This window comes from Enterobacter cloacae complex sp. 394F7, assembly GCF_057320385.1.
The window spans coordinates 98638-125271 of sequence record NZ_JBXWCS010000011.1; the positions used below are offsets into that span (position 1 = coordinate 98638).

Below are 26634 nucleotides of genomic sequence, written 5' to 3' on the forward strand. Positions count from 1 at the left end.
GACCGTCCCGAAGAAAGGGGACAAGCCTGCCATTTTTAGCCACCATCGGCGATGACCTGGATCAATCGCCCTGGCTGGCTTTTATCTATTTGAATAACTACTCAAGATTACTGCAATTTCATTCACGCCAAATGTGATTACTTTTCCTTATGTTCTGATTGTTTTTTTTATTTATAACGCCAGCACTGAAAAACAGTGACTTTATGCGGGTTTAAACCGCACAGCAGTTTATTATCCTGCCATAAAACCGCTATTCAGCACGCTGCATCAATAATACCGCTTTCATATAGTGAGTCAGATCACACTCCGCTGCGACTTCGCAGGGCGCTTAGTGGTTGTAAAAATAGTTAAATATCTTTTAAATACAATTCATTAGCTTCTCTATAGCACATTTTTGTATAAATAAGATTGCCATTTGACCTGTGTACCAATTCCCGATAAGTTGGAAATCCGCTGGAAGCTTTCTGGATGAGCGGCCTGCTCATCATATTTATGCAGTAATTGAGATTCCCTCTGAAGCAAGTCCTCAAACTTGTTTACCTGCGCGAAAGGATGAAAAGAGGGCGAATGCGAGGTCCGCGTATGAAACGCAAACCCCGTCGCCATGCTCTTTCTGTGCCTGTGCGCCACGGTTCAGTGGGAAGCCCGACGAGCCTGGGGAGGTTCACTGATATGTTGTACGATAAATCCCTTGAGAAGGATAACTGTGGTTTCGGCCTGATCGCCCACATAGAAGGCGAACCTAGCCACAAGGTAGTGCGTACTGCTATTCACGCACTGGCCCGTATGCAGCACCGTGGTGCCATCCTTGCCGATGGTAAAACCGGCGACGGTTGCGGCCTGCTGCTGCAAAAACCGGATCGTTTCTTCCGTATCGTGGCGGAAGAGCGCGGCTGGCGTTTAGCCAAAAACTACGCTGTCGGTATGCTGTTCCTGAATCAGGATCCTGAAAAAGCTGCCGCCTCACGCCGCATCGTTGAAGAAGAACTTCAGCGTGAAACCCTGTCTATTGTCGGCTGGCGCGATGTGCCAACCAACGAAGGGGTGCTCGGTGAAATCGCCCTCTCCTCGCTGCCTCGTATTGAACAGATTTTTGTTAATGCGCCTGCGGGCTGGCGTCCACGTGATATGGAACGCCGTCTGTTTATTGCCCGCCGCCGCATTGAAAAACGTCTCCAGGACGATAAAGAGTTCTACGTCTGTAGCCTCTCGAACCTGGTGAACATCTATAAAGGTCTGTGTATGCCGGCTGACCTGCCGCGCTTCTACCTGGACCTGGCGGACCTGCGTCTGGAATCGGCCATTTGCCTGTTCCACCAGCGCTTCTCCACCAACACCGTTCCACGCTGGCCGCTGGCACAGCCGTTCCGCTATCTGGCGCACAACGGCGAGATCAACACCATCACCGGTAACCGCCAGTGGGCGCGCGCCCGTACCTATAAGTTCCAGACCCCACTGATCCCGGACCTGCATGATGCTGCGCCGTTCGTTAACGAAACCGGCTCTGACTCCAGCTCCATGGATAACATGCTGGAACTGCTGCTGGCAGGCGGCATGGATATCGTGCGTGCCATGCGTCTGCTCGTGCCACCGGCCTGGCAGAACAATCCGGATATGGATCCGGAGCTGCGTGCATTCTTTGACTTTAACTCCATGCACATGGAGCCATGGGATGGCCCGGCGGGCATCGTCATGTCCGACGGTCGTTTTGCCGCCTGTAACCTGGACCGTAACGGTCTGCGTCCGGCGCGCTACGTCATCACCAAAGACAAGCTCATCACCTGCGCCTCAGAAGTCGGTATCTGGGATTACCAGCCTGACGAAGTGGTTGAGAAAGGCCGCGTAGGGCCGGGCGAGCTGATGGTTATCGATACCCGCGGTGGGCGCATTCTGCACTCCGCTGAAACCGATAACGATCTGAAGAGCCGCCATCCCTATAAAGAGTGGATGGAGAAAAACGTGCGCCGTCTGGTGCCGTTCGAAGATCTGCCGGACGAAGAAGTGGGCAGCCGCGAGCTGGATGACGATACGCTGGCAAGCTTCCAGAAGCAGTTTAACTACAGTGCGGAAGAGCTGGATTCCGTCATCCGCGTGCTTGGTGAAAACGGCCAAGAGGCTGTCGGCTCCATGGGTGACGATACCCCGTTTGCCGTGCTCTCCAGCCAGCCGCGTGTAATTTATGACTACTTCCGTCAACAGTTTGCACAGGTGACCAACCCGCCAATCGACCCGCTGCGTGAAGCCCACGTCATGTCATTGGCAACAAGCATTGGTCGCGAGATGAACGTCTTCTGCGAGGCAGAAGGCCAGGCTCACCGCCTGACCTTTAAATCGCCGATCCTGCTTTACTCCGATTTCAAACAGCTCACCACGCTGAAAGAGGATCACTACCGCGCCGACACGCTCGATATCACCTTCGACGTGACTGAAGCGAGCCTCGAAGAGACGGTGAACGCGCTGTGTGACAAAGCGGAACAGATGGTGCGTAACGGCACCGTTCTGCTGGTACTGTCTGACCGTAATATCGCGAAGAACCGCCTGCCGGTGCCTGCGCCAATGGCGGTGGGGGCTATCCAGACGCGTCTGGTCGATAAGAGCCTGCGCTGCGACGCCAACATCATTGTTGAAACCGCAAGCGCACGCGATCCGCACCACTTTGCCGTGCTGTTAGGCTTTGGTGCGACGGCGATCTATCCATACCTGGCCTACGAAACGCTGGCTCGTCTGGTGGACACCCGCGCGATCGACAAAGATTACCGTACCGTGATGCTGAACTACCGTAACGGCATCAACAAAGGCCTTTACAAGATCATGTCCAAAATGGGCATCTCGACCATCGCCTCTTACCGCTGCTCGAAGCTGTTTGAAGCGGTTGGCCTGCATAACGACGTGGCAAACCTCTGCTTCCAGGGCGTGGTCAGCCGTATCGGTGGAGCCGGTTTTGCCGACTTCCAGCAGGATCTGGTGAACCTGTCTAAGCGCGCCTGGCTGGCACGTAAGCCGCTGGAGCAAGGTGGTCTGCTGAAGTACGTTCACGGTGGTGAGTATCACGCCTACAACCCGGACGTGGTGCGCACGCTGCAGCAGGCCGTCCAGAGCGGCGAGTACAGCGATTATCAGCAGTATGCTGAGCTGGTGAACAACCGCCCGGCAGCCACGCTGCGCGATCTGCTGGCGCTGAACCCAGGTGATGAAGCGGTCAGCATCGACGACGTAGAGCCTGCGTCTGAGCTGTTCAAACGCTTTGACACCGCTGCTATGTCCATCGGCGCATTAAGCCCGGAAGCCCACGAGGCGCTGGCCGAAGCGATGAACAGCATCGGCGGTAACTCTAACTCCGGTGAAGGCGGTGAAGATCCTGCCCGCTACGGCACCAATAAAGTGTCCCGTATCAAGCAGGTGGCATCTGGTCGCTTTGGCGTAACGCCAGCGTACCTGGTCAACGCCGACGTCATTCAGATTAAAGTCGCTCAGGGGGCAAAACCGGGCGAAGGCGGTCAGTTACCGGGTGATAAAGTCACCCCGTACATCGCTAAACTGCGTTACTCGGTACCGGGCGTGACGCTGATCTCCCCGCCGCCGCACCACGATATCTACTCTATCGAGGATCTGGCGCAGCTGATTTTCGACCTGAAACAGGTCAACCCGAAAGCGATGATCTCCGTGAAGCTGGTTTCCGAACCGGGCGTCGGCACCATCGCGACCGGTGTGGCGAAAGCCTATGCGGATCTTATCACCATCGCCGGTTATGACGGTGGTACTGGTGCAAGCCCGCTCTCTTCCGTGAAATACGCGGGCTGCCCGTGGGAGCTTGGCCTGGTGGAAACCCAACAGGCGCTGGTGGCAAACGGTCTGCGTCATAAGATCCGTCTGCAGGTGGACGGCGGCCTGAAAACCGGCCTCGACATCATCAAAGCGGCGATTCTGGGTGCGGAAAGCTTCGGCTTTGGTACCGGCCCGATGGTTGCGCTGGGCTGTAAATACCTGCGTATTTGCCACCTGAACAACTGTGCGACCGGCGTTGCAACCCAGGACGAGAAGCTGCGTAAGAACCACTATCACGGCCTGCCGTTCAAAGTGACAAACTACTTTGACTTCATCGCCCGTGAAACCCGCGAGCTGATGGCGCAACTGGGTGTAAAACGTCTGGTGGATCTGATTGGCCGTACCGACCTGCTGAAAGAGCTGGACGGTTTCACTGCCAAACAGCAGAAACTGGATCTGGGCAAGCTGCTGGAAACGGCCGAGCCGCATCCGGGTAAAGCGGTCTACTGCACCGAGAACAACCCGCCGTTCGACAATGGCGTGCTGAACGCGCAGCTGCTGCAGCAGGCGAAGCCGTATGTAGATGAAAAGCAGAGCAAAACGTTCTGGTTTGATATCCGCAACACCGACCGCTCTGTGGGCGCGTCGCTCTCTGGTTACATCGCGCAAACGCACGGCGATCAGGGGCTGGCAGCGGATCCGATCACCGCGCACTTCAGCGGTACGGCGGGTCAGAGCTTCGGCGTGTGGAATGCCGGCGGCGTTGAGCTGTACCTGACCGGCGATGCTAACGACTACGTCGGTAAAGGCATGGCGGGTGGTCTGCTGGCGGTGCGTCCTCCGGTGGGCTCTGCCTTCCGCAGTCACGAAGCCAGCATCATCGGTAACACCTGCCTGTACGGCGCGACCGGTGGCCGTCTGTTTGCCGCGGGCCGTGCGGGTGAGCGTTTTGCGGTGCGTAACTCCGGTGCTATCACCGTGGTGGAAGGCATTGGCGATAACGGCTGTGAATACATGACGGGCGGGATTGTTTGCGTGCTGGGGAAAACCGGCGTGAACTTTGGCGCAGGTATGACGGGCGGTTTTGCATACGTCCTGGATGAAGATGGTGAGTTCCGCAAACGCGTGAACCCAGAGCTGGTGGAAGTGCTGGACGTTGATACGCTGGCGATCCACGAAGAACACCTGCGCGGTTTGATTACCGAACACGTGCAGCATACCGGTTCTTCGCGCGGCGAAGAGATCCTGGCGAACTGGCCAGCGTTCTCTGCGAAATTCGCGCTGGTTAAACCGAAGTCCAGCGATGTTAAAGCCCTGTTGGGTCACCGTAGTCGTAGCGCAGCAGAGCTGCGTGTGCAGGCGCAGTAAGGAATTCAGATGAGCCAGAACGTATACCAGTTTATCGACCTGCAGCGTGTTGATCCGCCAAAGAAACCGCTGAAGCTCCGTAAAATTGAATTTGTAGAAATCTATGAGCCGTTTTCAGAAGGCCAGGCCAAAGCACAGGCAGACCGCTGCCTGTCCTGTGGTAACCCTTACTGTGAGTGGAAATGTCCAGTCCATAACTACATCCCTAACTGGCTGAAGCTGGCCAACGAAGGGCGTATTTTTGAAGCCGCCGAGCTTTCTCACCAGACCAACACCCTGCCAGAAGTGTGCGGCCGCGTGTGTCCGCAGGACCGTCTGTGTGAAGGCTCCTGTACGCTGAACGACGAGTTTGGCGCGGTGACCATCGGTAACATTGAGCGTTACATCAACGATAAAGCGTTTGAGATGGGCTGGCGTCCGGATATGACCGGCGTGAAGCAAACCGACAAGCGCGTGGCGATCATCGGCGCGGGTCCGGCGGGCCTGGCCTGTGCGGATGTCCTGACCCGTAACGGCGTGAAGGCGGTGGTCTTTGACCGTCATCCGGAGATCGGCGGCCTGCTGACCTTCGGTATCCCTGCCTTCAAGCTGGAGAAAGAGGTTATGACCCGTCGCCGTGAAATCTTCACCGGCATGGGCATTGAGTTCAAACTGAATGTAGAAGTGGGCCGCGACGTGCAGCTCGACGATCTGCTGAAGGATTACGACGCCGTGTTCCTGGGCGTGGGCACCTATCAGTCCATGCGTGGCGGGCTCGAGAACGAAGACGCGCCAGGCGTGTACGACGCGCTGCCGTTCCTGATTGCCAACACCAAACAGATCATGGGGTATGGCGAAACGGCTGACGAGCCTTACGTCAGCATGGAAGGCAAACGCGTGGTGGTGCTGGGCGGTGGTGACACCGCGATGGACTGCGTGCGTACCTCCATTCGTCAGAACGCGGCGCACGTAATCTGTGCTTACCGTCGTGACGAAGAGAACATGCCGGGCTCAAAACGCGAAGTGAAAAACGCGCGTGAAGAGGGCGTGGAGTTCCAGTTCAACATCCAGCCTCTGGGTATTGAAGTGAATGCCAACGGTAAAGTGAGCGGCGTGAAGATGGCGCGCACCGAGATGGGTGCCCCGGATGCCAAAGGCCGTCGTCGCGCGGAGATCGTGGCTGGTTCTGAGCACGTGATCCCGGCTGACGCGGTCGTCATGGCGTTCGGTTTCCGTCCTCACAGCATGGAGTGGCTGGCGAAGCACAGCGTTGAGCTGGATTCGCAGGGTCGTATTATCGCGCCAGAAGGCAGCGACAATGCGTTCCAGACCAGCAACCCGAAAATCTTCGCCGGTGGTGATATCGTTCGTGGTTCTGACCTGGTGGTGACGGCAATTGCCGAAGGCCGTAAGGCGGCAGACGGTATACTGAACTATCTGGAAGTGTAAAAAATGGCCAGGCGATTGCCGGGCCAACTTTTATTTTTTAAGCAGTTGCCAGGTTAAATCGGTCTCCAGCGCGGTTTGATCCGAAATATGGTTAAACGCGCTGTCATTGAGCACCGGGAAAATGGTGACGGTAAAGTTCATCTGCTGGCCGCTGGGTACCCTGCCGTTTTCAACCGCCACGACAGCCTCGTTATTGCGGATATAGAGCGATGACCCATTATCAGTATCCGGCGTAAAATTCACCTGATCCGTTGTTTTCCCTACGTTGTAGCTTTTACCATCCAGCGTCAGGTTGCTGACCTTTATCGCCACACCACCGTTCTGACCAAACTGAAAACGCCCTTTCTGACCAGAAGCCCCCTGTAACAGCGTCGCCATCTGCTGTTTTTCCGGGCAATAGACGCTGACATTTATGTCCTTTTCCGGCATTTTGTTCCAGCTCTGCTGGCTGGTGACAATGCTGTCACGCCGCATCTGATGATAATCCACAACCGGCTGAGAGAGCGTTAGCTGACAATCGTCAGCATAAGAAAGGCACGGCAAAGCAAGCAGCAATAGCGCAGCCAGACGTTGAATGTTCATCGACATACTCCGTTAACTTCTTCGTAAAACGCGTCTTCGTCGTGCTTTTCAGGAAGCGTAAAATCAAGTTTGCACAGACGGTTATTATCATCATCAACGGCATAAAGCGCGCTAATCTGATCGGCATCGTTCAGGAAGACATGTCCGTCATCAACCACCGTCACCACGTAGTTATTTTTATCATCCACCACCGACAGACCTTTCGTCAGCGGCTTCCCGTCGGCCTGCTTAATACGTAACATCACGCGGCGACTGTTCAATACTTTAAAGCTCACTTCGCTTACCGAGCCATGTGCAGCAGCAATATATTTGGTCCCGTTCGCCAGGGTCATGCTCTGCGGTAGCTTGTTCGCATCCACTTCGATACGTGAGTTACGCCATTCAGTCAGGCCGGGAATGACAGCCTGGCCCCAGTGATCGGTCCAGACGGTGCCCTGCGGCGTGGTGATCTCAACGCCCGCTTTCGGTTCGCTGAGTCTGGCGATGGCAAACGTGTCCTTGATGGAATACGGCGAGAAGGTCACACCGTCTTTGTGCATCGCAATGCCGCCAGACAGGGTCGCATTGTAGTTACGCTGATGATCGCCGCTGGTACCGCCCCCGACGCTAAGCTGGGTGTAGTGAAGATTAGTGTTGATGTTGCCGTTGAAGCTGTTTTCCTGTGATTCGTCATCACGATCGGCAGAAATATAGTAGTTGGTGTTCTCCCCCAGCGACCCGCTGTTCGCCAGACCATAGCTGGTGCTGTCGCCCTGCTTACGCATATACGAACTCAGGCTCTGCGAACCGCCTAACGGAATGCTGAGGTTGATATAGAGCAGATCGTCGTCCTGGTCGTCATCCGTGCTGCCCACTGCGCTTTGCCAGTTCACGTTGATTGAAGCGTATTTGAAGGTTTTTCCCCACGACAGAAGCAAGTAGCGGGAATCTTCGCCGTCTCCTGCGGCCTGGTTGTAGCTCAGGCCCGCACTAAATGCCCCGGCCAATTCTGTGGACCACCGTACGTTGGCCGAATAACTGTTGTCATAGCCCTGATAATCATCATCCATGGCATCTGCGAGTTCACGATAATCACCGCTGTAATGCGCCACGCTGGTAGACAGGCCGACATTCTCAGTCAACGAGTAATCGCTCTGGAGTTCGTTTTTGATACCGTTATCACTGTCGCCAAATTGCGCGTTGCTGGCGGCCATACTGGTAGAGACGTTCCAGCCATCGGTAACCATAAATTCTGTGCGCGCCCCCGCGGCCTGGTAATCTTCGGCCACCACGCCGGAGGCAAGCAGGTTCATCCAGGGGAAAATTCGCCAGCCATCGGATACGTTGAACACCAGCGGATCGCTGTAGTCACTGTCTATACCACGCACCTGGCCCGCCGAAACGGTCAGGCCGTTTGGTTTTGAAAGATTTCGGGCTTTTACAGATGCGGCGGGAACAATGTAGCGGTTGGTCGAACCGTCGGACTCCACAACAGTGACGTCAAGATCGACGTTGTTACGGACCATCGGGACGTCATCCAGCGTGAACGGGCCCGCCGGTACTAACGTGTTGAAAATGAGTCTTCCGTTTTGACGCACTTCAACGCGCGCCTGCGAGGTTCGGGCAATACCGGATACGCTCACCCCCGAGCTGTCTTTCTGCAGACCGCTGGTCGGCATTAACTGCACACCGGTAATCGGGACGCCGCTTAACACATCTGACATGGCGTTAATTTCCCCCACCTGCATGGTCAGGCGTTGAGGAACAAACACATGCTCTGCGTAGGTATAAATACTCTCTGCGTTTCGGTTGCCGTCGTCATCCGTCAGGATATAGCGGCTGCGTAGCGACCAGTCCATCGCGTTGAAGCCCGCCTCCAGGCTTGCCTGTGAGTAACGGTTACTGCTGCTGTCACTTCCGCTGTATTCGTTTTTGGTGCTGAAGAGCGAGTAGTTAAGCATGCCTGCCGTGCCGCCATGCTGGAAATTTTTGACATCAGCGCTCAGGCTGTTAAGTGCTTCCGCTGGCAGATAAAGCTCGACCGCTTCCTGGTTTGGCAAGGGATTGATCACCGCCTGAGCGTAATCGCTACGCAGATCATGGCAGGTCTCATTCGCCTTTATGGGCACCGGCATGAGACCTGCAAATTCCAGGAAGTCGTTATCAACGCACATCGTTCCGTCTTCACTGAAGCGTACGGCTGCTGTTCCGCGATCGTTACCGTTCACTTTGACAGAAACGGAATGCGTCCCCGGTAAAAAGCGCGGCGCTTGTGCAAAATAGCGGTTTAGATCGGCCCCAAGACCACGTGATTTCAGGATATCAGTATCAAACGTCACCTCCCTCGCGTGGAGGGAGGGAGCATCAAGCAACATCAGAGGTATTGCGCTATAAATCACAGCGCGCACAAAAAGTGCAAGTTGGCTTTTTTTACGCACTGCCATAATCCTTTATTTTTTATTGAGATCCGAGATAAAGCTGGGCACTTCGACCCCATAGCGGCTGGCCGGGAAAAACTTCACTTTCGTGTTTCCACTGACGGATTTGCCCATAGAAACCGTCATGGTTTCACCGGGTAAAATGTAGGTTTTGACAAGCGATCCGCTGATGCCTGAAGGCTGCAGAACCACGTTCTGTGCCAGACGCACAACATATTTGCTTGGGTTTTTTACCGTGACGGACGTGCCTGACGCGGTCCAGTCGAGGAATTTCCACGCATCGGTTACCACGGCCAGCTTCGCAGGGCGAATCAGTACGGGCAGGTCCTGACGAATATTGATGCCAATTTTCACTTTATTGTCATCGCTCTTCGGCGGGATCCCTTCAAAGGTCACACGCTTGTAGTGCTCAACGTCCAGCGGTTTGCTGGTTTGCAGGATGAAGCGCAATTGCTGAGTCTGACCGGGCTCGAGTCGTACCACAGGCTGAGTCGTGACGAGTTTCAGGCCTTTATCATCTGGCAGATCCACCACGTCGGTGTACAGCAGCGACGGATGGCTATCGGTATTTTTGACGTTGATGGTGCCACTGTGGGTCGCTTCATCAATCACCAGCAGACTGGTTTCTGGCACCATACCGGCTGCATGTACGCCAAACTGTGCAGAGAATAAAGCTGCGGCAGCGAGTGTTTTAAATAAAACCTTTTTAGAGCATGTCATATGTATATTCCTTGAAAGCACTACTTAACATTCCGTGTTGATGGCGCTTATTTTTGAGAGAAAGCGTATTCCCTCTGCATTAAATTTAACTCACTTTAAATTTGAAAGAATTACAGATACTTTAGGCTGATCGTCAACTGACCATCCAGCCGGGTATCATCGGTAATGGCAAGCGTTGTGGTATTCTGAATAGCCAGAGACGTTACCAGCGGAAATGTTGCTGTCTGGAAAGCAAGCGGGTCAATACTTCCCGCTAATGCGACGGTAATATTACGATTATTTTCACCCTGACTTGAACCATCAGTACTCTTAGCCCAGGTCGTTGAGCCATTCTGCTGATATATTGGATCGACAGATTTTCCGTCTGCTGTAACGCTATTCACCTTCATAAACATGGCATAAGAGCCAATATTTACCGTGCCTGCTTTGCCAACGCCATAGGTCTGGTTAGTCGCACTCTGTGCCCCACCCGTAAATGTACCGGCAGAAACGGTTAATCCTGCGTTAGAGTCGGCGCGATCGTCTATCATATTCCAGGCCACTTTTGTTGCTGCCGTGCAGGTGATGGTGAGATCGATATTCCGTTGCCCTAACTGGTTCACCGCCGTAGAGGACAATTCACCTAAGCGGATATTTCCATAGTCCACCACGCCGCCATTGCTAAATTCAGGAGTACAGGCCGAGGCTGTCAGCGTCCCTTTAATTTTCAATATCGCGGTTTCAGCGGCAAACGTAGAGTTTACGCAAAGGAATAATGCTGTAGCCAATAGAATTTTTTTCACGAGTTAATCCATAACTTATGATTTAAAGAAAATAAAATTCGACTGAGTTCATCCTTGATAGTCGCTATTACCTCCGTTTGCAAAATGCATGGTGCGATAATATAGAAATCATAAATACATGCAACTTAGGTTTATTAACTTTTCTTTTTAGATTTACTCAAACAATAGGCAGGATTTATAAAACAGAGGTTTCCAGTTCTTTTTAGACCATTTATATTCAGAATAATTATTGATTGCGATGATTTATTTTTTCCGGCTTTGTATTCCAAAATTTCTGTCATATAGAATAAAGCATTGCACTGTCTTAATTTTGTACAAATCTATACATAGAAAAAATATCCGTTCAACAGGCGCTTAATCATTACATCGGCAAAAAAAATCCAGCCGACTGAGGAGGGCTGGATTTTATAATGGATGACGCTTATTTTACCACTCTGAGAGCCGGACGCCCGCCGCGTGGTGGCGGATCGTCATCAGGATCGTTTTCATCCTGGCGGTCAGGTTTGTCGCCGTCGATAACCGACATCACCGTGTCGCTGTCTCGCTCCCCGGTTGCATCGTCTTCATTCAGGCTGGCAACGTCTTCATCGTAAGCCGCTTCCGGCTCGAACATCGTACCCGCGCCGTTTTCCCGCGCGTAGATAGCCAGCACCGCGGCCAGCGGCACGGAAACCTGACGTGGTACGCCGCCGAAACGCGCGTTAAAACGCACTTCGTCGTTCGCCAGTTCAAGATTACCCACCGCACGGGGGGCGATGTTCAAAACGATCTGTCCGTCACGCGCGTATTCCATCGGAACCAGCACGCCCGGCAACGTCACATCCACAACCAGGTGCGGCGTGAGCTGGTTATCCAGCAGCCATTCATAGAAGGCGCGCAGCAGATACGGACGGCGTGGTGAAAGTTGTGACATTTCCACAGTCATTAGCCTCGGCCGAGACGCATTTCACGTTCCGGTTCAGTTAAGGATGCCAGGAAGGAGTCGCGTTCAAAGACGCGGGTCATATAGCCTTTCAGCTCTTTTGCGCCCGGGCCGCTGAATTCAACGCCAAGTGTCGGCAGGCGCCACAGCAGCGGTGCCAGGTAGCAGTCCACCAGGCTGAACTCATCGCTCAGGAAGAACGGTTTCTGGCCGAACACAGGGGCAATCGCCAGCAGCTCTTCACGCAGTTGTTTACGTGCAGCGTCTGCTTCTGAAGCAGAGCCGTTTTCGATCACGTTCATCAGCGTGTACCAGTCTTTCTCGATACGCTGCATGTACAGGCGGCTTTCGCCACGCGCCACAGGGTAAACAGGCATCAGCGGTGGATGCGGGAAACGCTCATCCAGGTATTCCATAATGATACGGGATTCCCACAGGGTCAGCTCGCGATCCACCAGCGTTGGTACACTTTGGCTCGGGTTGAGATCGATCAGATCCTGAGGTGGGTTATCCTTTTCCACATGCTCGATCTCAAAACTGACACCCTTCTCGGCCAGCACGATACGAACCTGATGGCTATAAATGTCAGTAGGACCAGAAAACAGCGTCATTACCGAACGTTTGTTGGCAGCGACAGCCATGAAAACCTCCAGGTATATTCAGAATTTTTACTGCTACCGGCCCGGTGGGGCCAGCCAGATGATGTAGCGCCCATCCCAGAGAAGACACATTGTTCAAGAATCGAACAAAAATCGAGTATTCACCGATATTTGGGCAGAAAATTGGATGATAGTTTACCAGATTTTGATGGCTTTGTGGTGAGGGGATTCTGGAAATGCGGAAAAAGAGGAGATATATGCATTGATAATGTGGATAACCTGAGCATTACCCATAAAAAAACCCGCCGAAGCGGGTTTTTCGCCAATCGTTCTGCGTGAGCAGAAAATGATTAACGTTTGGAGAACTGTGGACGACGACGTGCTTTACGCAGACCCACTTTCTTACGTTCAACCTGACGAGCGTCACGAGTAACGAAGCCAGCTTTACGCAGTTCAGAACGCAGGGATTCGTCGTACTCCATCAGAGCGCGGGTGATACCGTGACGGATCGCACCTGCCTGACCGGAGATACCACCACCTTTAACGGTGATGTACAGATCCAGTTTTTCTACCATATCAACCAGTTCCAGCGGCTGGCGAACTACCATGCGGGCAGTTTCGCGACCGAAGTACTGTTCCAGAGAACGCTGGTTGATTACGATTTTACCGTTGCCCGGTTTGATGAACACGCGAGCTGCGGAACTTTTGCGGCGACCAGTGCCGTAGTATTGATTTTCAGCCATTGCCTATAATCCCGATTAGATGTCAAGAACTTGCGGTTGCTGTGCCGCGTGGTTGTGCTCGTTACCTGCGTAAACTTTCAGTTTACGGAACATAGCACGACCCAGCGGGCCTTTTGGCAGCATGCCTTTAACCGCGATTTCAATCACACGCTCAGGACGGCGAGCAATCATCTCTTCAAAGGTCGCTTCTTTGATACCACCGATGTGGCCAGTGTGGTGGTAGTACATTTTGTCTTCGCGCTTGTTGCCGGTTACAGCAACTTTTTCTGCGTTCAGAACGATGATGTAGTCACCAGTATCAACGTGCGGAGTGTATTCCGCTTTGTGCTTACCGCGCAGGCGACGAGCCAGTTCAGTAGCCAGACGGCCCAGAGTTTTACCGGTCGCGTCAACAACATACCAGTCGCGTTGTACGGTTTCTGGTTTAGCTGTAAAAGTTTTCATTAAAAGCTTACCCAAATAATAAGTTACACGTTGGTGAACACCCAAACGTTTAGTCAGTTGAGGTTCACACGACAAAGTCCGGCAAACCTACCCCTTCGAATAGCTCATGCCGACACATAGAAAGTTTCGGGAAAAAAACCTTCTCGTAACGTGGGGTCGCAAGATTATAGAGAAGTTGAGGTCAAAGATCGACCCTTAAATGTGATTTGGAATGGGTTTTTCGGGGGGCGAGTTTTTGCGGTCCGGTGCCCTCACCCCCAGCCCCTCTCCCACTGGGCTAAGGGTTCCCCAGTAATTCATAACCAGAAGCGATAACGCTGCTCTCAGAATGACTGAGAGCATTCAGCGATGCCCTGGTCCGGCTGTAAATCGCTGAGGCGTTTCCTGCAGGCCGGGGCGAGGCGCATGGATGCGCCGAGAGGGCGGCTTTACAGGGACGTTACATCCGCCCGTCCCCGATAAGCCGGAAGGAATAAGCCGGAAGGAATAAGCCGAAGGCACCGCGAAGCGGCGATTTACCGCCGGGAGCCCGGGTCGCCAGGGCGGCGGCGATTGAGCCGCCCTGGCACGTTCACCGATGAAGTCGTTACAGAGTAGCAAGGAATATAAAGTGAACGGAATAACCACCAGAGCTGTATGTTCCCCCTCACCCCAGCCCTCTCCCCTAAGAGGAGAGGGGGCCGTCCGTGCGCGCTTTTTCTGTGGAGATCCCTCAGCCCTGAGGGAGAGAGAAGGGCATTTAAGGCATATGCTCCAGCTTCAGGTATTCTTCGCTTTGCATCTCCTGCAGGCGCGACAGGCAGCGCTGGAACTCAAACTTCAAACGTTCCCCCTGATACACCTCATATAAAGGCACCTCGGCGCTCACCACCAGCTTGACGTGGCGTTCGTAAAACTCGTCCACCAGCGCAATGAAGCGTCGCGCCTCGCTTTCCATCAGCCGTGTCATGACGGGTACATCCAGCAGCATCACCGTGTGGAACAGGCGCGAAAGAGCGATGTAGTCGTGCTGACTGCGGGCATCCACGCACAGCGTCGCAAAAGAGACCGCCAGCGTTTGGTTTTCAACACCGAGCGTAGGCAACGGACGATGGTTAATCTCCAGCGTCGGGGCGTTTTCGCGCTTTGCCCCGGCCAGCGCCAGCCAGAGTTTATCCATCTGGCGGGTGGTCTCGGCATTCAGCGGTGAGAGCCACAGGTGCGCCTGAGTCAGCGTGCGCAAACGGTAATCCACGCCCGCATCAACATTCATAATGTCACAATGCTGTTTGATGGCATCAATGGCAGGCAGAAAACGCGCCCGCTGGAGGCCGTTACGATACAGCTCATCCGGCGGAATATTCGAGGTGGCGACCAGCGTGATGCCGCGGGCAAACAGCGCTTTCATCAGGCCGCCCAACAGCATGGCATCGGTGATATCCGAAACAAAAAACTCATCGAAACAGAGGACGTCCGTTTCGGCCTTAAACCTGTCAGCCACAATCTCCAGTGGATCGCTTTTGCCCTGCAGCGCCGTTAACTCTTCATGTACCCGCAGCATAAAGCGGTGGAAGTGCAGGCGTTGTTTACGCTCACCCGGCAGGCTCTGATAAAACAGATCCATCAACCAGGTTTTCCCGCGCCCGACACCGCCCCACATATATAAACCGCGTGCCGGAGCGTTAGCCTGTGGCTCTTTTTTTCCGAGCAGCCGGCTCAATGCCGCCTTCAGCCCACCGCTCTGCCCTGCTTCCGCAGGTTTTGCCGTAAGCTCATGGAAAAGGGTATCCAGACGGTTAACCGCTTCACGTTGAACGTCATCCGGCTGATGTGAGCCCTCGTCCAGGGCCAGTTGATATCGCGATGCGGGGGACAGGTTTTGCATAATCTTGTTGTTATTCCTTCAATTAAACCTCATCAGCAGGCGTGACTGATGAAAAAAAGGCCGTTCTACACTACGCGATGATACGTCAGGATTCCACTTCTGCAGAAATAGCGGTTATAGTGGCAATATCAGGCACAGGCAGGAGCCGAGCCAACACCCTACGGAACAACAAGACAACGGGAGAAGTTCATGACCTGGGAATATGCGCTAATCGGTTTAGTCGTCGGCATCGTGATCGGTGCTGTGGCCATGCGTTTCGGTAATCGCAAATTGCGTCAGCAGCAGTCACTGCAATACGAACTGGAAAAGAACAAAGCCGAGCTGGAAGAGTACCGCGAAGAGCTGGTCAGCCACTTTGCCCGTAGCGCTGAGCTGCTGGACAACATGGCGACCGACTACCGCCAGCTGTATCAGCACATGGCAAAAAGCTCCAGCAGCCTGCTGCCGGAAATGACCGCGGAAACCAACCCGTTCCGCAACCGTCTGGCAGACTCTGAGGCCGGTAACGATCAGGCCCCTGTTCAGATGCCTCGCGACTATTCTGATGGCGCGTCCGGCCTGCTGCGCGGCGGTGTTAAGCGCGATTAATCACACAACCTGAAATTATTTTACGGGCGCAGCGATTGCGCCCGTCCTTTCTTCCTGACCCCAGCTATTATTTAGTTAAACACCTCATTGTTCAGCGGTTTAAAATTCAATAACATCAACGTGTTTTTGGGCCCGTTTTTTCCTTTACTCCAGGTTACGAGAGTCAGCATCGATGAAGAAAAAGAACCAGCTGTTGAGCGCGTTAGCGTTAAGTGTCGGGTTATCTCTCTCGGCGTCCTTCCCTGCCTTTGCCGCCCTTCCCTCGCAGGTGCCGGGCCAGACGGCGATTCCGAGCCTCGCACCCATGCTGGAAAAAGTGTTGCCTGCGGTAGTCAGCGTGCAGGTAGAAGGCACTGCCGTGCAAAGCCAGCGCGTACCTGAAGAACTGAAAAAATATTTTGGCGATGAGTCGCCCGACCAGCAGGCTCAGCCTTTTGAAGGGCTGGGCTCAGGCGTCATCATTGATGCGGCCAAAGGCTATATTCTGACCAACAACCACGTCATCAGCCAGGCCGATAAAATCAGCGTGCAACTGAATGATGGTCGGGAATTTGATGCCAAACTGATCGGCGGCGATGACCAGAGCGACATCGCGCTGTTGCAGGTGCAAAACCCAAGTAATCTGACCCAGATTGCCATCGCCGACTCCGACAAACTGCGCGTCGGCGACTTTGCTGTTGCCGTGGGCAACCCCTTTGGTTTAGGACAAACGGCGACCTCCGGGATCATTTCCGCGCTGGGGCGCAGCGGCCTGAATCTTGAAGGCCTGGAAAACTTTATCCAGACCGATGCCTCAATTAACCGCGGGAACTCCGGCGGGGCGCTGCTGAACCTTAACGGCGAGCTGATTGGTATTAACACAGCAATCCTCGCGCCAGGTGGCGGCAGTATCGGGATCGGGTTTGCGATTCCCAGCAATATGGCCAAAACGCTGGCACAGCAGCTTATCCAGTTTGGTGAAGTCAAACGCGGCCTGCTGGGCATCAAAGGGATGGAGATGAGCGCCGATATCGCAAAAGCGTTCAACATCAACGTGCAGCGCGGTGCGTTCGTCAGTGAAGTGCTGCCCAATTCCGGCTCGGCAAAAGCGGGCATTAAATCAGGTGATGTGATCGTCAGCCTGAATGATAAGCCGCTGAGCAGCTTTGCAGAACTGCGCTCACGTATCGCCACCACCGAACCGGGCGCCAAAGTGAAGCTGGGTCTGATTCGTGACGGCAAACCGCTGAATGTGGAAGTGACGCTGGACAAGAGCACCTCTTCATCCGCCAGTGCGGAGCTTATCGCCCCGGCACTGCAGGGCGCGACCCTAAGCGACGGGCAGCTTAAAGACGGCACCAAAGGCATCAGCATCGATACCGTAGAGAAGAGCAGCCCTGCCGCACAGGCGGGATTGCATCAGGATGATGTGATCATCGGCGTGAATCGCACCCGCGTGCAGTCCATCGCTGAGCTGCGCAAGGTGCTGGAAAGTAAACCAACGGTCATTGCCCTGCAAATTATGCGCGGCAACGAATCTATCTATATTCTGTTGCGCTAAGCATTTGCTATCCCGGGTATCACCGCCGCGTGTGATGTCCGGGATAACTCATGTTATGCTGCAAACCGTTCCTTTTTTAACGACACGCGCATCATGCTTTTAAAGCTCTTTCGTTCCATTGCCATCGGTTTGATTGTTGCGGGCCTGCTGTTAGCGGCCATGCCGTCTTTACGCCAGTTCAACAAGCTGTCGGCTCCCCAGTTTGACAGCGCGGATGAAACGCCTGCCACCTATAATCAGGCTGTTCGCCGTGCCGCACCCGCTGTGGTTAACGTCTATAATCGCGGCCTCAACAGTTCCGCCCATAACCAGCTGGAGATCCGCACCCTCGGCTCCGGCGTGATTATGGACGATCGCGGATACATCATTACCAACAAGCACGTGATCAACGATGCTGACCAGATCATCGTCGCACTTCAGGATGGCCGCGTGTTTGAGGCCTTACTTGTCGGCTCTGACAGCCTGACCGATCTGGCCGTGCTGAAAATCAACGCCACTGGCGGGCTGCCGGTGATTCCGATCAACCGTAAACGCACTCCGCACATTGGCGATGTGGTTCTGGCTATCGGTAACCCATACAACCTGGGGCAGACCATCACCCAGGGGATCATCAGCGCCACGGGTCGCATCGGTCTGAACCCATCGGGACGGCAGAACTTCCTGCAAACCGATGCCTCCATCAACCACGGGAACTCCGGCGGCGCGCTGGTCAACTCGCTGGGCGAGCTTATGGGTATCAACACCCTCTCCTTCGATAAAAGCAACGATGGCGAGACGCCGGAAGGGATCGGCTTTGCCATTCCGTTCCAGCTGGCAACCAAAATTATGGACAAGCTGATCCGGGACGGTCGCGTGATCCGCGGTTACATCGGGATTGGTGGTCGCGAAATTGCTCCTATGCATACGCAGGGTGGCGGGATCGATCAGATTCAGGGGATTGTGGTTAACGAAGTGGCGCCTGGCGGACCGGCTGCCAATGCGGGCATTCAGGTTAATGATGTCATTCTGTCGGTCAACGGCACACCGGCGGTCTCTGCGCTTGAGACGATGGACCAGGTGGCAGAAATTCGCCCGGGTTCCATCATCCCGGTTGAAGTCATGCGCAACGATAAGAAACTGACGCTGCATGTGACCATTCAGGAATACCCGGCCACCAACTGACGGGCATAAAAAAACGGAGCGTAGCGCTCCGTTTTTTTTACCGGGACAAGATCACTTGTTAACGAACTCTTCGCCCAGCGTGATATCTTTCTTCAGCGTGTCCAGCATGCCTTCCATCGCGTTTTGTTCAAACGCGCTCAGCGTGCCAATTGGCTTACGCTCTTCGATACCATTTTTACCGAGCAGCAGCGGCTGGGAGAAGAAGCGCGCGTGTTCGCCATCGCCTTCAACATAAGCGCATTCAACCACGCCCTTCTCGCCCTGCAGCGCGCGAACCAGTGACAGACCGAAACGTGCAGCCGCCTGGCCCATAGACAGCGTTGCAGAACCGCCACCCGCCTTCGCTTCCACCACTTCGGTGCCTGCGTTCTGGATACGTTTGGTCAGGTCAGCCACTTCCTGCTCGGTGAAGCTCACGCCAGGGATCTGCGACAGCAGCGGCAGAATCGTCACACCAGAGTGACCACCGATGACCGGCACTTCAACTTCCGTAGGCTGCTTGCCTTTCAGCTCAGCCACGAAGGTGTTAGAACGGATGATATCCAGCGTGGTCACGCCGAACAGTTTGTTCTTGTCGTAAACGCCTGCTTTCTTCAGCACTTCTGCCGCAATAGCGACCGTGGTGTTCACCGGGTTAGTGATGATACCGATGCACGCTTTCGGACACACTTCAGCGATCTGCTGCACCAGGTTTTTCACAATGCCTGCGTTGACGTTGAACAGGTCGGAACGATCCATACCAGGCTTACGCGCCACGCCGGCGGAGATCAGCACAACGTCAGCACCCTGCAGCGCAGGACGTGCGTCTTCGCCGGAGAAGCCTTTGATGTTAACAGCGGTCGGGATGTGGCTCAGGTCAACCGCCACACCTGGGGTTACCGGAGCAATGTCGTACAGGGAGAGTTCTGAGCCTGAAGGCAGTTGGGTTTTCAGTAGTAGGGCAAGCGCCTGGCCGATACCACCAGCAGCGCCGAGGACTGCGACTTTCATCCTAAACTCCTTATTATGGTTAACTTAAGTATCTGTAAATCCGTTGCGGCGACCTTAATTCAGCAGGTAATTAATTACAATTTTCGTAGCTAAAGAATTTGAGGTCACGCGACTTTCTCTCTTCCCAGAAGACTCTCTGACAACAGACGGCAACGAATTAAGAGGTGGTTACAATACACCCTGCCACGCCACCAAAACAACATCATTTTGATAACATTTAATTTACTTTTAAGCTTATTTGCGTGGCGTGACCCAGGCATGTTTTCCGATAACGAAATCTGATAATATCACTCCCTTTCATAACATTATTTCAGGCTACTGCCTGGTAGATAATTTGCATAAAAATTCATCCACATGCATAATAATGTTGTTTCTATCGTCATATTCCGGGTGACTTATGCGAAGCTCGTCTAAGCAAGAAGAATTAGTAAAGGCGTTTAAAGCGCTACTCAAAGAAGAGAAATTCAGTTCTCAGGGAGAAATTGTTCAGGCGCTGCAGGAACAAGGCTTCGACAATATCAACCAGTCGAAAGTCTCCCGTATGTTGACCAAATTTGGCGCAGTGCGTACCCGTAACGCCAAAATGGAGATGGTCTATTGCCTGCCAGCTGAACTTGGCGTGCCGACAACCTCCAGCCCGCTGAAGAATCTGGTTCTGGATATCGACCACAACGATGCCGTTGTGGTGATCCACACAAGCCCAGGTGCCGCACAGCTGATTGCCCGCATGCTGGACTCTCTGGGTAAAACGGAAGGGATTCTCGGTACCATCGCCGGTGATGACACTATCTTTACCACGCCAGCCAACGGCTTTTCGGTGAAAGATCTCCACGAGGCGATCCTGGTTCTGTTCGAACAGGAGCTGTAATCCTCTCTCCCCGTAGCGTCGCTACGGGGTTCATTCTGCCCCCGCTGCGTTTTCCCCTGTTTTCTCCTGCCCTCAATTTAACAAATAGTGCTTTTTACCACTCATTAACATTCAGCCAGTGAATGATAAATCAAAGAATCGCACAAAATATCAAAATCATTTATCCATATGATTTACTTAGATATAACACGCCAGGGTGAACAGAAAACAACCAACATTATGCCATTAGGTTATAAAAATTGCGCTGTTTAACACGTAATTACCCATAAAACAATTAGTCTGGTATTAATTTTTACCGTTATTAGTGTATACTTGATTTTGTGATGAGGGTCACGAAACAAAGACCCCACTAAAAAATTCGACGAGGTAAAAATCATGAAAATCAAAACAACTGTAGCGGCGCTGAGCGTCCTGTCTGTCCTGTCATTCGGTGCTTTCGCAGCAGACTCCATTAATGCCGATCAGGCGCAATCCCGTGAGGCTATCGGTACGGTTTCTGTCGGCGCAATCGGCACGTCTCCAATGGACATGCATGAGATGCTGAACAAAAAAGCGGAAGAACAAGGTGCATCATCCTATCGCATCATTGAAGCGCGTTCCGGTGACCACTGGCACGCTACCGCTGAGCTGTATAAATAAGTTTTAGTAATCACAGAAGACGACTATCTCCACTCAACGGCACCAGGCATAAAAATAGCAGTTCAACCCTTCTCGCCGTTGAGCAAAAACCTCTTCAGGAGCAAAGACTATGAAAACCAAATTAATCATCGCAACCCTCGGTCTGGCATCGGTTCTCTCTTTCGGCGCAAGCGCAGCCGTCCAGCAGGTGAATACCGAGCAGGCGCAAAATCTGCAGTCTATGGGTAGTGTTTCCGTAACGTCCGTCACCGGCTCTCCGATGGATATCCGTCAGGAGCTGGCCGCAAAAGCTGAAAAAGCAGGCGCCAGCAGCTACCGCGTCACCGAACTGAATCAGGGTGACCACTGGCACGCTACGGCAGAACTGTATAAATAAACCCTCGTCGTATCTCATCATACGACTTGCCCCTGGCCTCGCTGGTCAGGGGCTTTTTTTGCGTAATCAATGGCGCGCGTTGAAACGCAACTGCCCTTCCAGCTCTTCTTCTGCTTCATCAAACAATAAAATCAGCGCCCCAAATCGTCTGCGCAGCTTATCGGGCAGATGAATAAACTCTATCTCCAGCGGTAACGGCAGCTGACTGCCGGTCACCACATCCCACAGCATATCCAGATTCGCGACGCTTTCCCGTTCCAGATCAAACGCCCGGATAAATTCACGATAGAAGTCTTCCTGACTGTCGATCTCGTCAAAATCAAAGGTATAGGTTTTCATTGCCAGCCACCCAGTCCAGGCGAGCGGCAGATGCCGCCCTGTCTATTATAATCCCCCGATATGCAGGGTTTTGACTTCCAGATACTCTTCCAGCCCCAGCACGGACCCTTCTCGACCCAGGCCAGACTCTTTTACCCCACCAAAAGGTCCAAGCTCCGTGGAAACGGCGCACTCATTAATCCCAATCATCCCGCTTTCGATTGCCTGCGAGACGCGGAAAACGCGCGACAGATTCTGAGTATAAAAGTAAGCCGCCAGACCATAAGGCGTGTTGTTGGCGCGCTGGATGACTTCATCTTCAGAAGTGAAACGGAAACAGGCGGCAACGGGACCAAACGTCTCTTCCTCCGCCAGTTTCATGCCTTCATGACAGTCGCCCAGCACGGTAGGCATCCAGAAATTGCCACCAAGCGGATGTGGTTTACCGCCCGCCAGGACCGTCGCTCCCCGGGCAACAGCGTCTTCCACATGCTCGCGCACTTTGTTCACCGCGGAGGGTTCAATCAGCGGGCCTACGACCACACCGTCTTCCAGACCATTTCCCACCTTCAGCGCGTTCACCGCATCGGCCAGTTTGTTCACAAACTTGTCGTAGACGGTTTCCTGAATATAGAAGCGGTTAACGCTGACGCAGACCTGTCCGGCATTACGGAATTTGTTGGCGATTGCCCCTTTGACGGCAGCATCGATGTCCGCATCTTCAAACACGATATACGGGGCATTTCCCCCCAGCTCCATCGAAACTTTTTTCATGGTGTCCGCGGCGTTACGCACCAGCGTTTTGCCGACGGAAGTGGAGCCGGTAAACGAGATTTTCCGCACCTCGTGGCTCGCCATAATCGCGTCGCTGATCTCATGCGTATTACCGGCCACGGCGTTGAGGACGCCATCCGGCACACCGGCCTGTTTCGCCAGCGTGAGCAGCGCAAACGCGCTGAGCGGGGTGTTGTTTGCCGGTTTGATGACCCCGGTACACCCCGCGGCCAGCGCCGGACCAAGCTTACGGGTGAGCATCGCCATCGGGAAGTTCCACGGCGTAATTGCCGCCACCACTCCCACAGGCTCACGGGTAGCCAGAATGCGGGAGCCCGGTTTGATCGGCGGAATAATTTCACCGTTAGCGCGCTTGGCCTCTTCGGCAAACCACTGAATAAAACTGGCGGCGTACTCCACCTCGCCTTCAGCTTCTTTCAGGGGTTTGCCCTGTTCGGTGGTCATTAACCGACCAAGCCAGCTTTTATTCTCGATAATCAGTTCATACCAGCGATAGAGAATGGTCGAGCGCTCTTTCGCGGTTTTGGCCCGCCAGGCCGGGAAGGCTTTCGCGGCGGCGGCAATCGCCTCTTCGGTTTCTGCTTTACCGGCTTTCGCCACTTTGGCGATAACATCACCGGTGGCCGGGTTCAACACATCAAACGTCGTGTCCAGCGTTTTCCATATGCCGTTAACCAGATAACCGGTCTGAAAAAGAATGTGATCCTGAAGCGCCTGGGTAGTCATGTGTCCTCCCTTTCTGAATGTAAGAGCCTGCAGAAATAAGTATAGCCACAAAAAAACCGACGCTTTTGGCGTCGGTTTTTTACTTCAGTCAGTTATCCGTCAGGACATTCTGGTAGCGGTGCAGCATAAACACCAGCCGTGCTACCGGCTCGGTCACCTGAGGAGGCGCTTCCCAGACCCTGAGCTTCTCCTGGTAGACATCCAGCTCTTCCAGCAACTGCTTAAAGTAACGGCGTCGTTTGTCATCACTGGAGGCGGAAAGCACATGGTCCGCGGTACGGCGCAACTGGCGGTGGAATGCCGACAGATCGTCGTTGATGGGCACCGGTGCGTTACGCAGACGCTGATGCGCAATGATCATGGTTAACGCCAGACGAAAGCGGGCAATGTCGCCAGGGAACTTATTCAACAGTAAAAACAGCTGCTGATAGAGCGCAGGCAGATGGTTCTCTTTACGGCGCGCAGTGTTGGTGGTCATGGAGGAGACCGCCGCCGAAACGAACTGGTTCAACAGCACGCGACCTGTGCGGGCCTGGGAATTGTCGCGCACCAGCAGAATCACCATCATCGCCAGGAAACAGCCCACCAGCTGACCCAGGGCGCTGTCGAGGAACTGGCTGAAATGGAACGTCATGGGGTTATCCAGCACCAGAATATTAATAGTACTGGCGAGGGCACCGAGCGATCCCAGACGGCGCTTCTGCACTTCTATCCCGATAAAGAATGCCATCACCGCAAGACTGATACAGAGCAGCAACATGCTCTGCTGCGTGGACGGGAGGATCACCAGGAAATAGAGCGCGCCAAGCGGTAACGCGGCAATCGTGCCGTACAGGAAATCGATAGCGACCATACGCGGGTTGGGCAGACGCATTGCCAGCGCCGTGACGACGGCAATCATGACCATCGCGCCGCTGCCGGAGGTCCAGCCAGTCCACAGCCAGAACAGCGTGCCGAGCATACAGGCAAGCGTGGTACGCCAGAAGTTGACCATCGCGTGGTGGCGCTCAGCCGATTCCGCCTTGATCACCACTTCACCCTGCAGGACTTCCTCTTCCGCCGCGCTGATTTTCGTATTGCCGATCACGCCCCGTTTCAGCAGCAGGTAGCGCGTCGCGGCGCCAACCCACGTATAAATGGTCACCGGTGTGTCGCGCTCTCCGGTCCAGGCAATGACCCGCCGCATGCGTTTGAGCTGCTTATGTACGTCCTGCACCGTTTCCACCGGCTCGGCAAACAGTTCGCGGAAGGTATCGGTAACCGATTCCGGGCGGGTGTTCTGAATAAGGTAGGTTTCGCACGCCTGGGTAATCAGCGTTAAGGTGACGGTATTGATCGCTTTAAGACGACGGTTGGCGCGCGCCCAGCGCGAGGACTCCATGTTAAGGTTACTGCGCATCCCTTCCAGCGCCTGCGTGCGGCGAACCAGTCCACTCCAGGCTTTGTCCACCTCTTCGCTGTCACCGTGCTTGATGCAGAGCTGCATCAGCTGATACTGGGAGACGATCAGCGCATCCAGTTCGCGATCCACCTCCTGTTTGATGGATCGAGGGGAGAAAAGCAGGTCAGCAACGATTGCGCAGACGATACCAATCACGATCTCACTGCAGCGTTCCACGGCAAATTGCGGCGCGAGCAGCGGTTCGGTTTGAATGGTGATGACAATAATCAGTGCGGTATAACCCGCCAGCCCCCAGGCGTAAGAGTTTTCGACCTTCACCAGAGAGGAGAGCCAGGTGCAGAAGCCCGCCCAGATACAGCACACCAATACCATCAACAGTGGCGTGCGGATCATCAGAATGATAATGGTGAGCGCGGCGATACAGCCGATAAACGTCCCGATGATACGCAGCATCCCGCGATAGCGGATCGCCCCGGAGTAAGGCTCCCCACCTGCCGCGAATGCCGGGCCAGCCGCGACAATCGCCGCCGTTAACACCGCCCAGCGGGGGGTTTCCAGCTGGAAGTGAAAGCCGACAAACAGCGCCAGCACAATGGCACTCGCCAGCTTCACGGCGAAGCGAATGTGCTGGCTGGCGATAGTAAAGATCCCCATAGCGATTAACCAAACTCGCGCAGACGATGGGCGATTTTACGGAAAATAGAGTCCTGGCTGGCGTCCCGGTCTTTCTCACCGGTGATCACCACCGTCGCGGTTGTGCCCGCAGGCCACAGGTTGCCCTGCTGTTCGTCCAGATGAATACGTACCGGCACACGCTGGGCCAGGCGCACCCATTCCAGGTTGGAATCAACCGTCGCCATCCCTTTCGCATCATTGGAGCTGCTGGAGTTGGTGACGCCAGCCGCAACGCTGTCTACGGTACCTTTAAAGACGCGGTTGCTGCCAAGCGGCGTGATCTCTGCGCGGTAGCCCGGACGAACGCCTTCCAGTTTGGTCTCTTCCATATAGGCAAGCACATAGAATGAGTTTTGTTTCACCAGCGCCACGGCGGTTGAACCGCGGGTGATAAACTCCCCGGCATAGACATTCAGGTTGGTGACCCAGCCATCGGCAGGTGCGCGGATCACGGTACGCTCCAGATCGAGCTTCGCCAGGTCGCGCGTCGCCTGCGCCTTTGCCAGCTGATGCAGCACGGTTTGCAGCACGTTGTTAGACTGATCGATCTCTTCCCGGGACATCGCCTGAACCCCCAGCTGGTTACGGCGGCCCGCCTCACGGCGTTTCTCTGCGGCCAGCGCCTGGTAATAGGCAACATCCGCTTCCGCTTCTTCCAGTGCTTTCTGGTAACGCGGCTGGTCGATGGTGAACAGCACCTGGTCTTTCTTCACCAGTTGGTTATCGTGGACGTTAACCGCGGTGATAAGACCGGCCACGTCGGGGGCGATCGCCACGACATCCGCGCTAAAACGCGCGTCACGTGTCCACGGTGATTCGGTGTAATAGACCCAGGCGCGAAAAATAGCGATGAACGCGAGGATAACCAGCGCCATGGTGATGGCGGTGCGGGAGATTTTTCTTGTTAGCGTTTTCACATCAA

The 26634-nt window shown here is 54.2% G+C and carries 22 protein-coding genes; 8 read left to right on the forward strand and 14 right to left on the reverse strand.

Annotated elements, in window-relative coordinates:
• The first annotated feature begins 672 nt into the window (after positions 1-672).
• Both gltB and gltD read left to right on the forward strand, forming a co-directional pair.
• The gene (gene gltB, locus AC2FAK_RS17000; protein ID WP_141236774.1) at positions 673-5133 is read left to right on the forward strand and encodes a glutamate synthase large subunit; all 4461 of its coding nucleotides are present in this window, start codon (positions 673-675) and stop codon (positions 5131-5133) included.
• A 9-nt stretch (positions 5134-5142) separates the two neighbouring features.
• The gene (gltD, locus tag AC2FAK_RS17005) at positions 5143-6561 is read left to right on the forward strand and encodes a glutamate synthase subunit GltD (protein ID WP_095455374.1); all 1419 of its coding nucleotides are present in this window, start codon (positions 5143-5145) and stop codon (positions 6559-6561) included.
• A 30-nt stretch (positions 6562-6591) separates the two neighbouring features.
• Here gltD and AC2FAK_RS17010 read toward each other — a convergent pair whose 3' ends face one another.
• The 9 genes from AC2FAK_RS17010 to zapE all read right to left on the reverse strand — a co-directional run bounded on the left by AC2FAK_RS17010 (position 6592) and on the right by zapE (position 15634).
• Complete coding sequence (locus AC2FAK_RS17010; protein WP_013098960.1) at positions 6592-7143, reverse strand: DUF1120 domain-containing protein; 552 nt, start codon at positions 7141-7143, stop codon at positions 6592-6594.
• Positions 7140-9566 carry a fimbrial biogenesis outer membrane usher protein gene (locus tag AC2FAK_RS17015; protein ID WP_095455373.1) on the reverse strand — a complete coding sequence of 809 codons (2427 nt, stop codon included), beginning with the start codon at positions 9564-9566 and terminating at the stop codon, positions 7140-7142. The genes AC2FAK_RS17010 and AC2FAK_RS17015 overlap by 4 nt, the downstream gene beginning before the upstream one ends.
• Positions 9567-9572: 6 nt before the next feature.
• Positions 9573-10280: a fimbria/pilus chaperone family protein gene (locus AC2FAK_RS17020; RefSeq protein ID WP_095455372.1), complete on the reverse strand. Its 708-nt coding sequence runs from the start codon at positions 10278-10280 to the stop codon at positions 9573-9575.
• Positions 10281-10390: 110 nt separating this feature from the next.
• On the reverse strand, positions 10391-11062 hold the full coding sequence (locus AC2FAK_RS17025; protein WP_038983653.1) for a DUF1120 domain-containing protein: 672 nt from the start codon (positions 11060-11062) through the stop codon (positions 10391-10393).
• Positions 11063-11483: 421 nt separating this feature from the next.
• Positions 11484-11981: a ClpXP protease specificity-enhancing factor gene (gene sspB / locus AC2FAK_RS17030; RefSeq protein WP_013098964.1), complete on the reverse strand. Its 498-nt coding sequence runs from the start codon at positions 11979-11981 to the stop codon at positions 11484-11486.
• A gap of 5 nt (positions 11982-11986) precedes the next feature.
• Positions 11987-12625 (reverse strand): stringent starvation protein SspA, encoded by a 639-nt coding sequence (gene sspA, locus AC2FAK_RS17035; protein WP_013098965.1) that lies wholly within the window; start codon positions 12623-12625, stop codon positions 11987-11989.
• Between the two features lie 308 nt (positions 12626-12933).
• Entirely contained in the window at positions 12934-13326 is a 393-nt protein-coding gene (rpsI, locus tag AC2FAK_RS17040; protein WP_000829818.1) for a 30S ribosomal protein S9, read from the reverse strand.
• A gap of 15 nt (positions 13327-13341) precedes the next feature.
• Positions 13342-13770 carry a 50S ribosomal protein L13 gene (gene rplM / locus AC2FAK_RS17045; RefSeq protein ID WP_013098967.1) on the reverse strand — a complete coding sequence of 143 codons (429 nt, stop codon included), beginning with the start codon at positions 13768-13770 and terminating at the stop codon, positions 13342-13344.
• A gap of 739 nt (positions 13771-14509) precedes the next feature.
• Positions 14510-15634 carry a cell division protein ZapE gene (zapE, locus tag AC2FAK_RS17050; protein ID WP_020687372.1) on the reverse strand — a complete coding sequence of 375 codons (1125 nt, stop codon included), beginning with the start codon at positions 15632-15634 and terminating at the stop codon, positions 14510-14512.
• 189 nt (positions 15635-15823) lie between these two features.
• Here zapE and zapG point away from each other — a divergent pair, with 189 nt between their 5' ends.
• The 3 genes from zapG (at position 15824) to degS (ending at position 18923) form a co-directional block, all read left to right on the forward strand.
• Positions 15824-16222: a Z-ring associated protein ZapG gene (gene zapG / locus AC2FAK_RS17055; RefSeq protein ID WP_008502832.1), complete on the forward strand. Its 399-nt coding sequence runs from the start codon at positions 15824-15826 to the stop codon at positions 16220-16222.
• A gap of 172 nt (positions 16223-16394) precedes the next feature.
• A complete protein-coding gene (gene degQ, locus AC2FAK_RS17060; protein WP_013098969.1) occupies positions 16395-17762 on the forward strand; it encodes a serine endoprotease DegQ in 1368 nt (455 codons plus the stop codon).
• A gap of 93 nt (positions 17763-17855) precedes the next feature.
• Complete coding sequence (gene degS / locus AC2FAK_RS17065) at positions 17856-18923, forward strand: outer membrane-stress sensor serine endopeptidase DegS (protein WP_013098970.1); 1068 nt, start codon at positions 17856-17858, stop codon at positions 18921-18923.
• Between the two features lie 51 nt (positions 18924-18974).
• Here degS and mdh read toward each other — a convergent pair whose 3' ends face one another.
• Entirely contained in the window at positions 18975-19913 is a 939-nt protein-coding gene (gene mdh, locus AC2FAK_RS17070; protein WP_020687375.1) for a malate dehydrogenase, read from the reverse strand.
• A gap of 397 nt (positions 19914-20310) precedes the next feature.
• On the opposite strand from mdh, the gene argR reads away from it, so the two are divergent.
• From argR to yhcN (AC2FAK_RS17085), 3 genes are all read left to right on the forward strand, one after another.
• Positions 20311-20781 carry a transcriptional regulator ArgR gene (argR, locus tag AC2FAK_RS17075; RefSeq protein WP_013098972.1) on the forward strand — a complete coding sequence of 157 codons (471 nt, stop codon included), beginning with the start codon at positions 20311-20313 and terminating at the stop codon, positions 20779-20781.
• A 375-nt stretch (positions 20782-21156) separates the two neighbouring features.
• Positions 21157-21420 carry a peroxide/acid stress response protein YhcN gene (gene yhcN, locus AC2FAK_RS17080; RefSeq protein ID WP_013098973.1) on the forward strand — a complete coding sequence of 88 codons (264 nt, stop codon included), beginning with the start codon at positions 21157-21159 and terminating at the stop codon, positions 21418-21420.
• A 109-nt stretch (positions 21421-21529) separates the two neighbouring features.
• Positions 21530-21796 (forward strand): peroxide/acid stress response protein YhcN, encoded by a 267-nt coding sequence (gene yhcN / locus AC2FAK_RS17085; RefSeq protein ID WP_013098974.1) that lies wholly within the window; start codon positions 21530-21532, stop codon positions 21794-21796.
• Between the two features lie 66 nt (positions 21797-21862).
• On the opposite strand, the gene AC2FAK_RS17090 is transcribed toward yhcN (AC2FAK_RS17085), so the two are convergent.
• The 4 genes from AC2FAK_RS17090 to aaeA form a co-directional block, all read right to left on the reverse strand.
• A complete protein-coding gene (locus tag AC2FAK_RS17090; protein WP_061771676.1) occupies positions 21863-22135 on the reverse strand; it encodes a barstar family protein in 273 nt (90 codons plus the stop codon).
• A 45-nt stretch (positions 22136-22180) separates the two neighbouring features.
• Positions 22181-23635: an NAD-dependent succinate-semialdehyde dehydrogenase gene (locus AC2FAK_RS17095; protein WP_023620890.1), complete on the reverse strand. Its 1455-nt coding sequence runs from the start codon at positions 23633-23635 to the stop codon at positions 22181-22183.
• 88 nt (positions 23636-23723) lie between these two features.
• The gene (aaeB, locus tag AC2FAK_RS17100; RefSeq protein WP_095455371.1) at positions 23724-25691 is read right to left on the reverse strand and encodes a p-hydroxybenzoic acid efflux pump subunit AaeB; all 1968 of its coding nucleotides are present in this window, start codon (positions 25689-25691) and stop codon (positions 23724-23726) included.
• Positions 25692-25696: 5 nt separating this feature from the next.
• Positions 25697-26629, reverse strand: coding sequence for a p-hydroxybenzoic acid efflux pump subunit AaeA (gene aaeA / locus AC2FAK_RS17105; RefSeq protein ID WP_013098978.1), 933 nt, complete (start codon positions 26627-26629; stop codon positions 25697-25699).
• Between the last annotated feature and the right edge of the window lie 5 nt (positions 26630-26634).

Bases quoted from the DNA above. Each gene is read 5' to 3' on its own strand.
- gltB (WP_141236774.1), top strand. From the start codon at position 673: ATGTTGTACGATAAATCCCTTGAGAAGGATAACTGTGGTTTCGGCCTG.
- gltD (WP_095455374.1), top strand. From the start codon at position 5,143: ATGAGCCAGAACGTATACCAGTTTATCGACCTGCAGCGTGTTGATCCG.
- AC2FAK_RS17010 (WP_013098960.1), bottom strand. From the start codon at position 7,143: ATGAACATTCAACGTCTGGCTGCGCTATTGCTGCTTGCTTTGCCGTGC.
- AC2FAK_RS17015 (WP_095455373.1), bottom strand. From the start codon at position 9,566: ATGGCAGTGCGTAAAAAAAGCCAACTTGCACTTTTTGTGCGCGCTGTG.
- AC2FAK_RS17020 (WP_095455372.1), bottom strand. From the start codon at position 10,280: ATGACATGCTCTAAAAAGGTTTTATTTAAAACACTCGCTGCCGCAGCT.
- sspA (WP_013098965.1), bottom strand. From the start codon at position 12,625: ATGGCTGTCGCTGCCAACAAACGTTCGGTAATGACGCTGTTTTCTGGT.
- rpsI (WP_000829818.1), bottom strand. From the start codon at position 13,326: ATGGCTGAAAATCAATACTACGGCACTGGTCGCCGCAAAAGTTCCGCA.
- rplM (WP_013098967.1), bottom strand. From the start codon at position 13,770: ATGAAAACTTTTACAGCTAAACCAGAAACCGTACAACGCGACTGGTAT.
- zapE (WP_020687372.1), bottom strand. From the start codon at position 15,634: ATGCAAAACCTGTCCCCCGCATCGCGATATCAACTGGCCCTGGACGAG.
- zapG (WP_008502832.1), top strand. From the start codon at position 15,824: ATGACCTGGGAATATGCGCTAATCGGTTTAGTCGTCGGCATCGTGATC.
- degQ (WP_013098969.1), top strand. From the start codon at position 16,395: ATGAAGAAAAAGAACCAGCTGTTGAGCGCGTTAGCGTTAAGTGTCGGG.
- degS (WP_013098970.1), top strand. From the start codon at position 17,856: ATGCTTTTAAAGCTCTTTCGTTCCATTGCCATCGGTTTGATTGTTGCG.
- mdh (WP_020687375.1), bottom strand. From the start codon at position 19,913: ATGAAAGTCGCAGTCCTCGGCGCTGCTGGTGGTATCGGCCAGGCGCTT.
- argR (WP_013098972.1), top strand. From the start codon at position 20,311: ATGCGAAGCTCGTCTAAGCAAGAAGAATTAGTAAAGGCGTTTAAAGCG.
- yhcN (WP_013098973.1), top strand. From the start codon at position 21,157: ATGAAAATCAAAACAACTGTAGCGGCGCTGAGCGTCCTGTCTGTCCTG.
- yhcN (WP_013098974.1), top strand. From the start codon at position 21,530: ATGAAAACCAAATTAATCATCGCAACCCTCGGTCTGGCATCGGTTCTC.
- AC2FAK_RS17090 (WP_061771676.1), bottom strand. From the start codon at position 22,135: ATGAAAACCTATACCTTTGATTTTGACGAGATCGACAGTCAGGAAGAC.
- AC2FAK_RS17095 (WP_023620890.1), bottom strand. From the start codon at position 23,635: ATGACTACCCAGGCGCTTCAGGATCACATTCTTTTTCAGACCGGTTAT.
- aaeB (WP_095455371.1), bottom strand. From the start codon at position 25,691: ATGGGGATCTTTACTATCGCCAGCCAGCACATTCGCTTCGCCGTGAAG.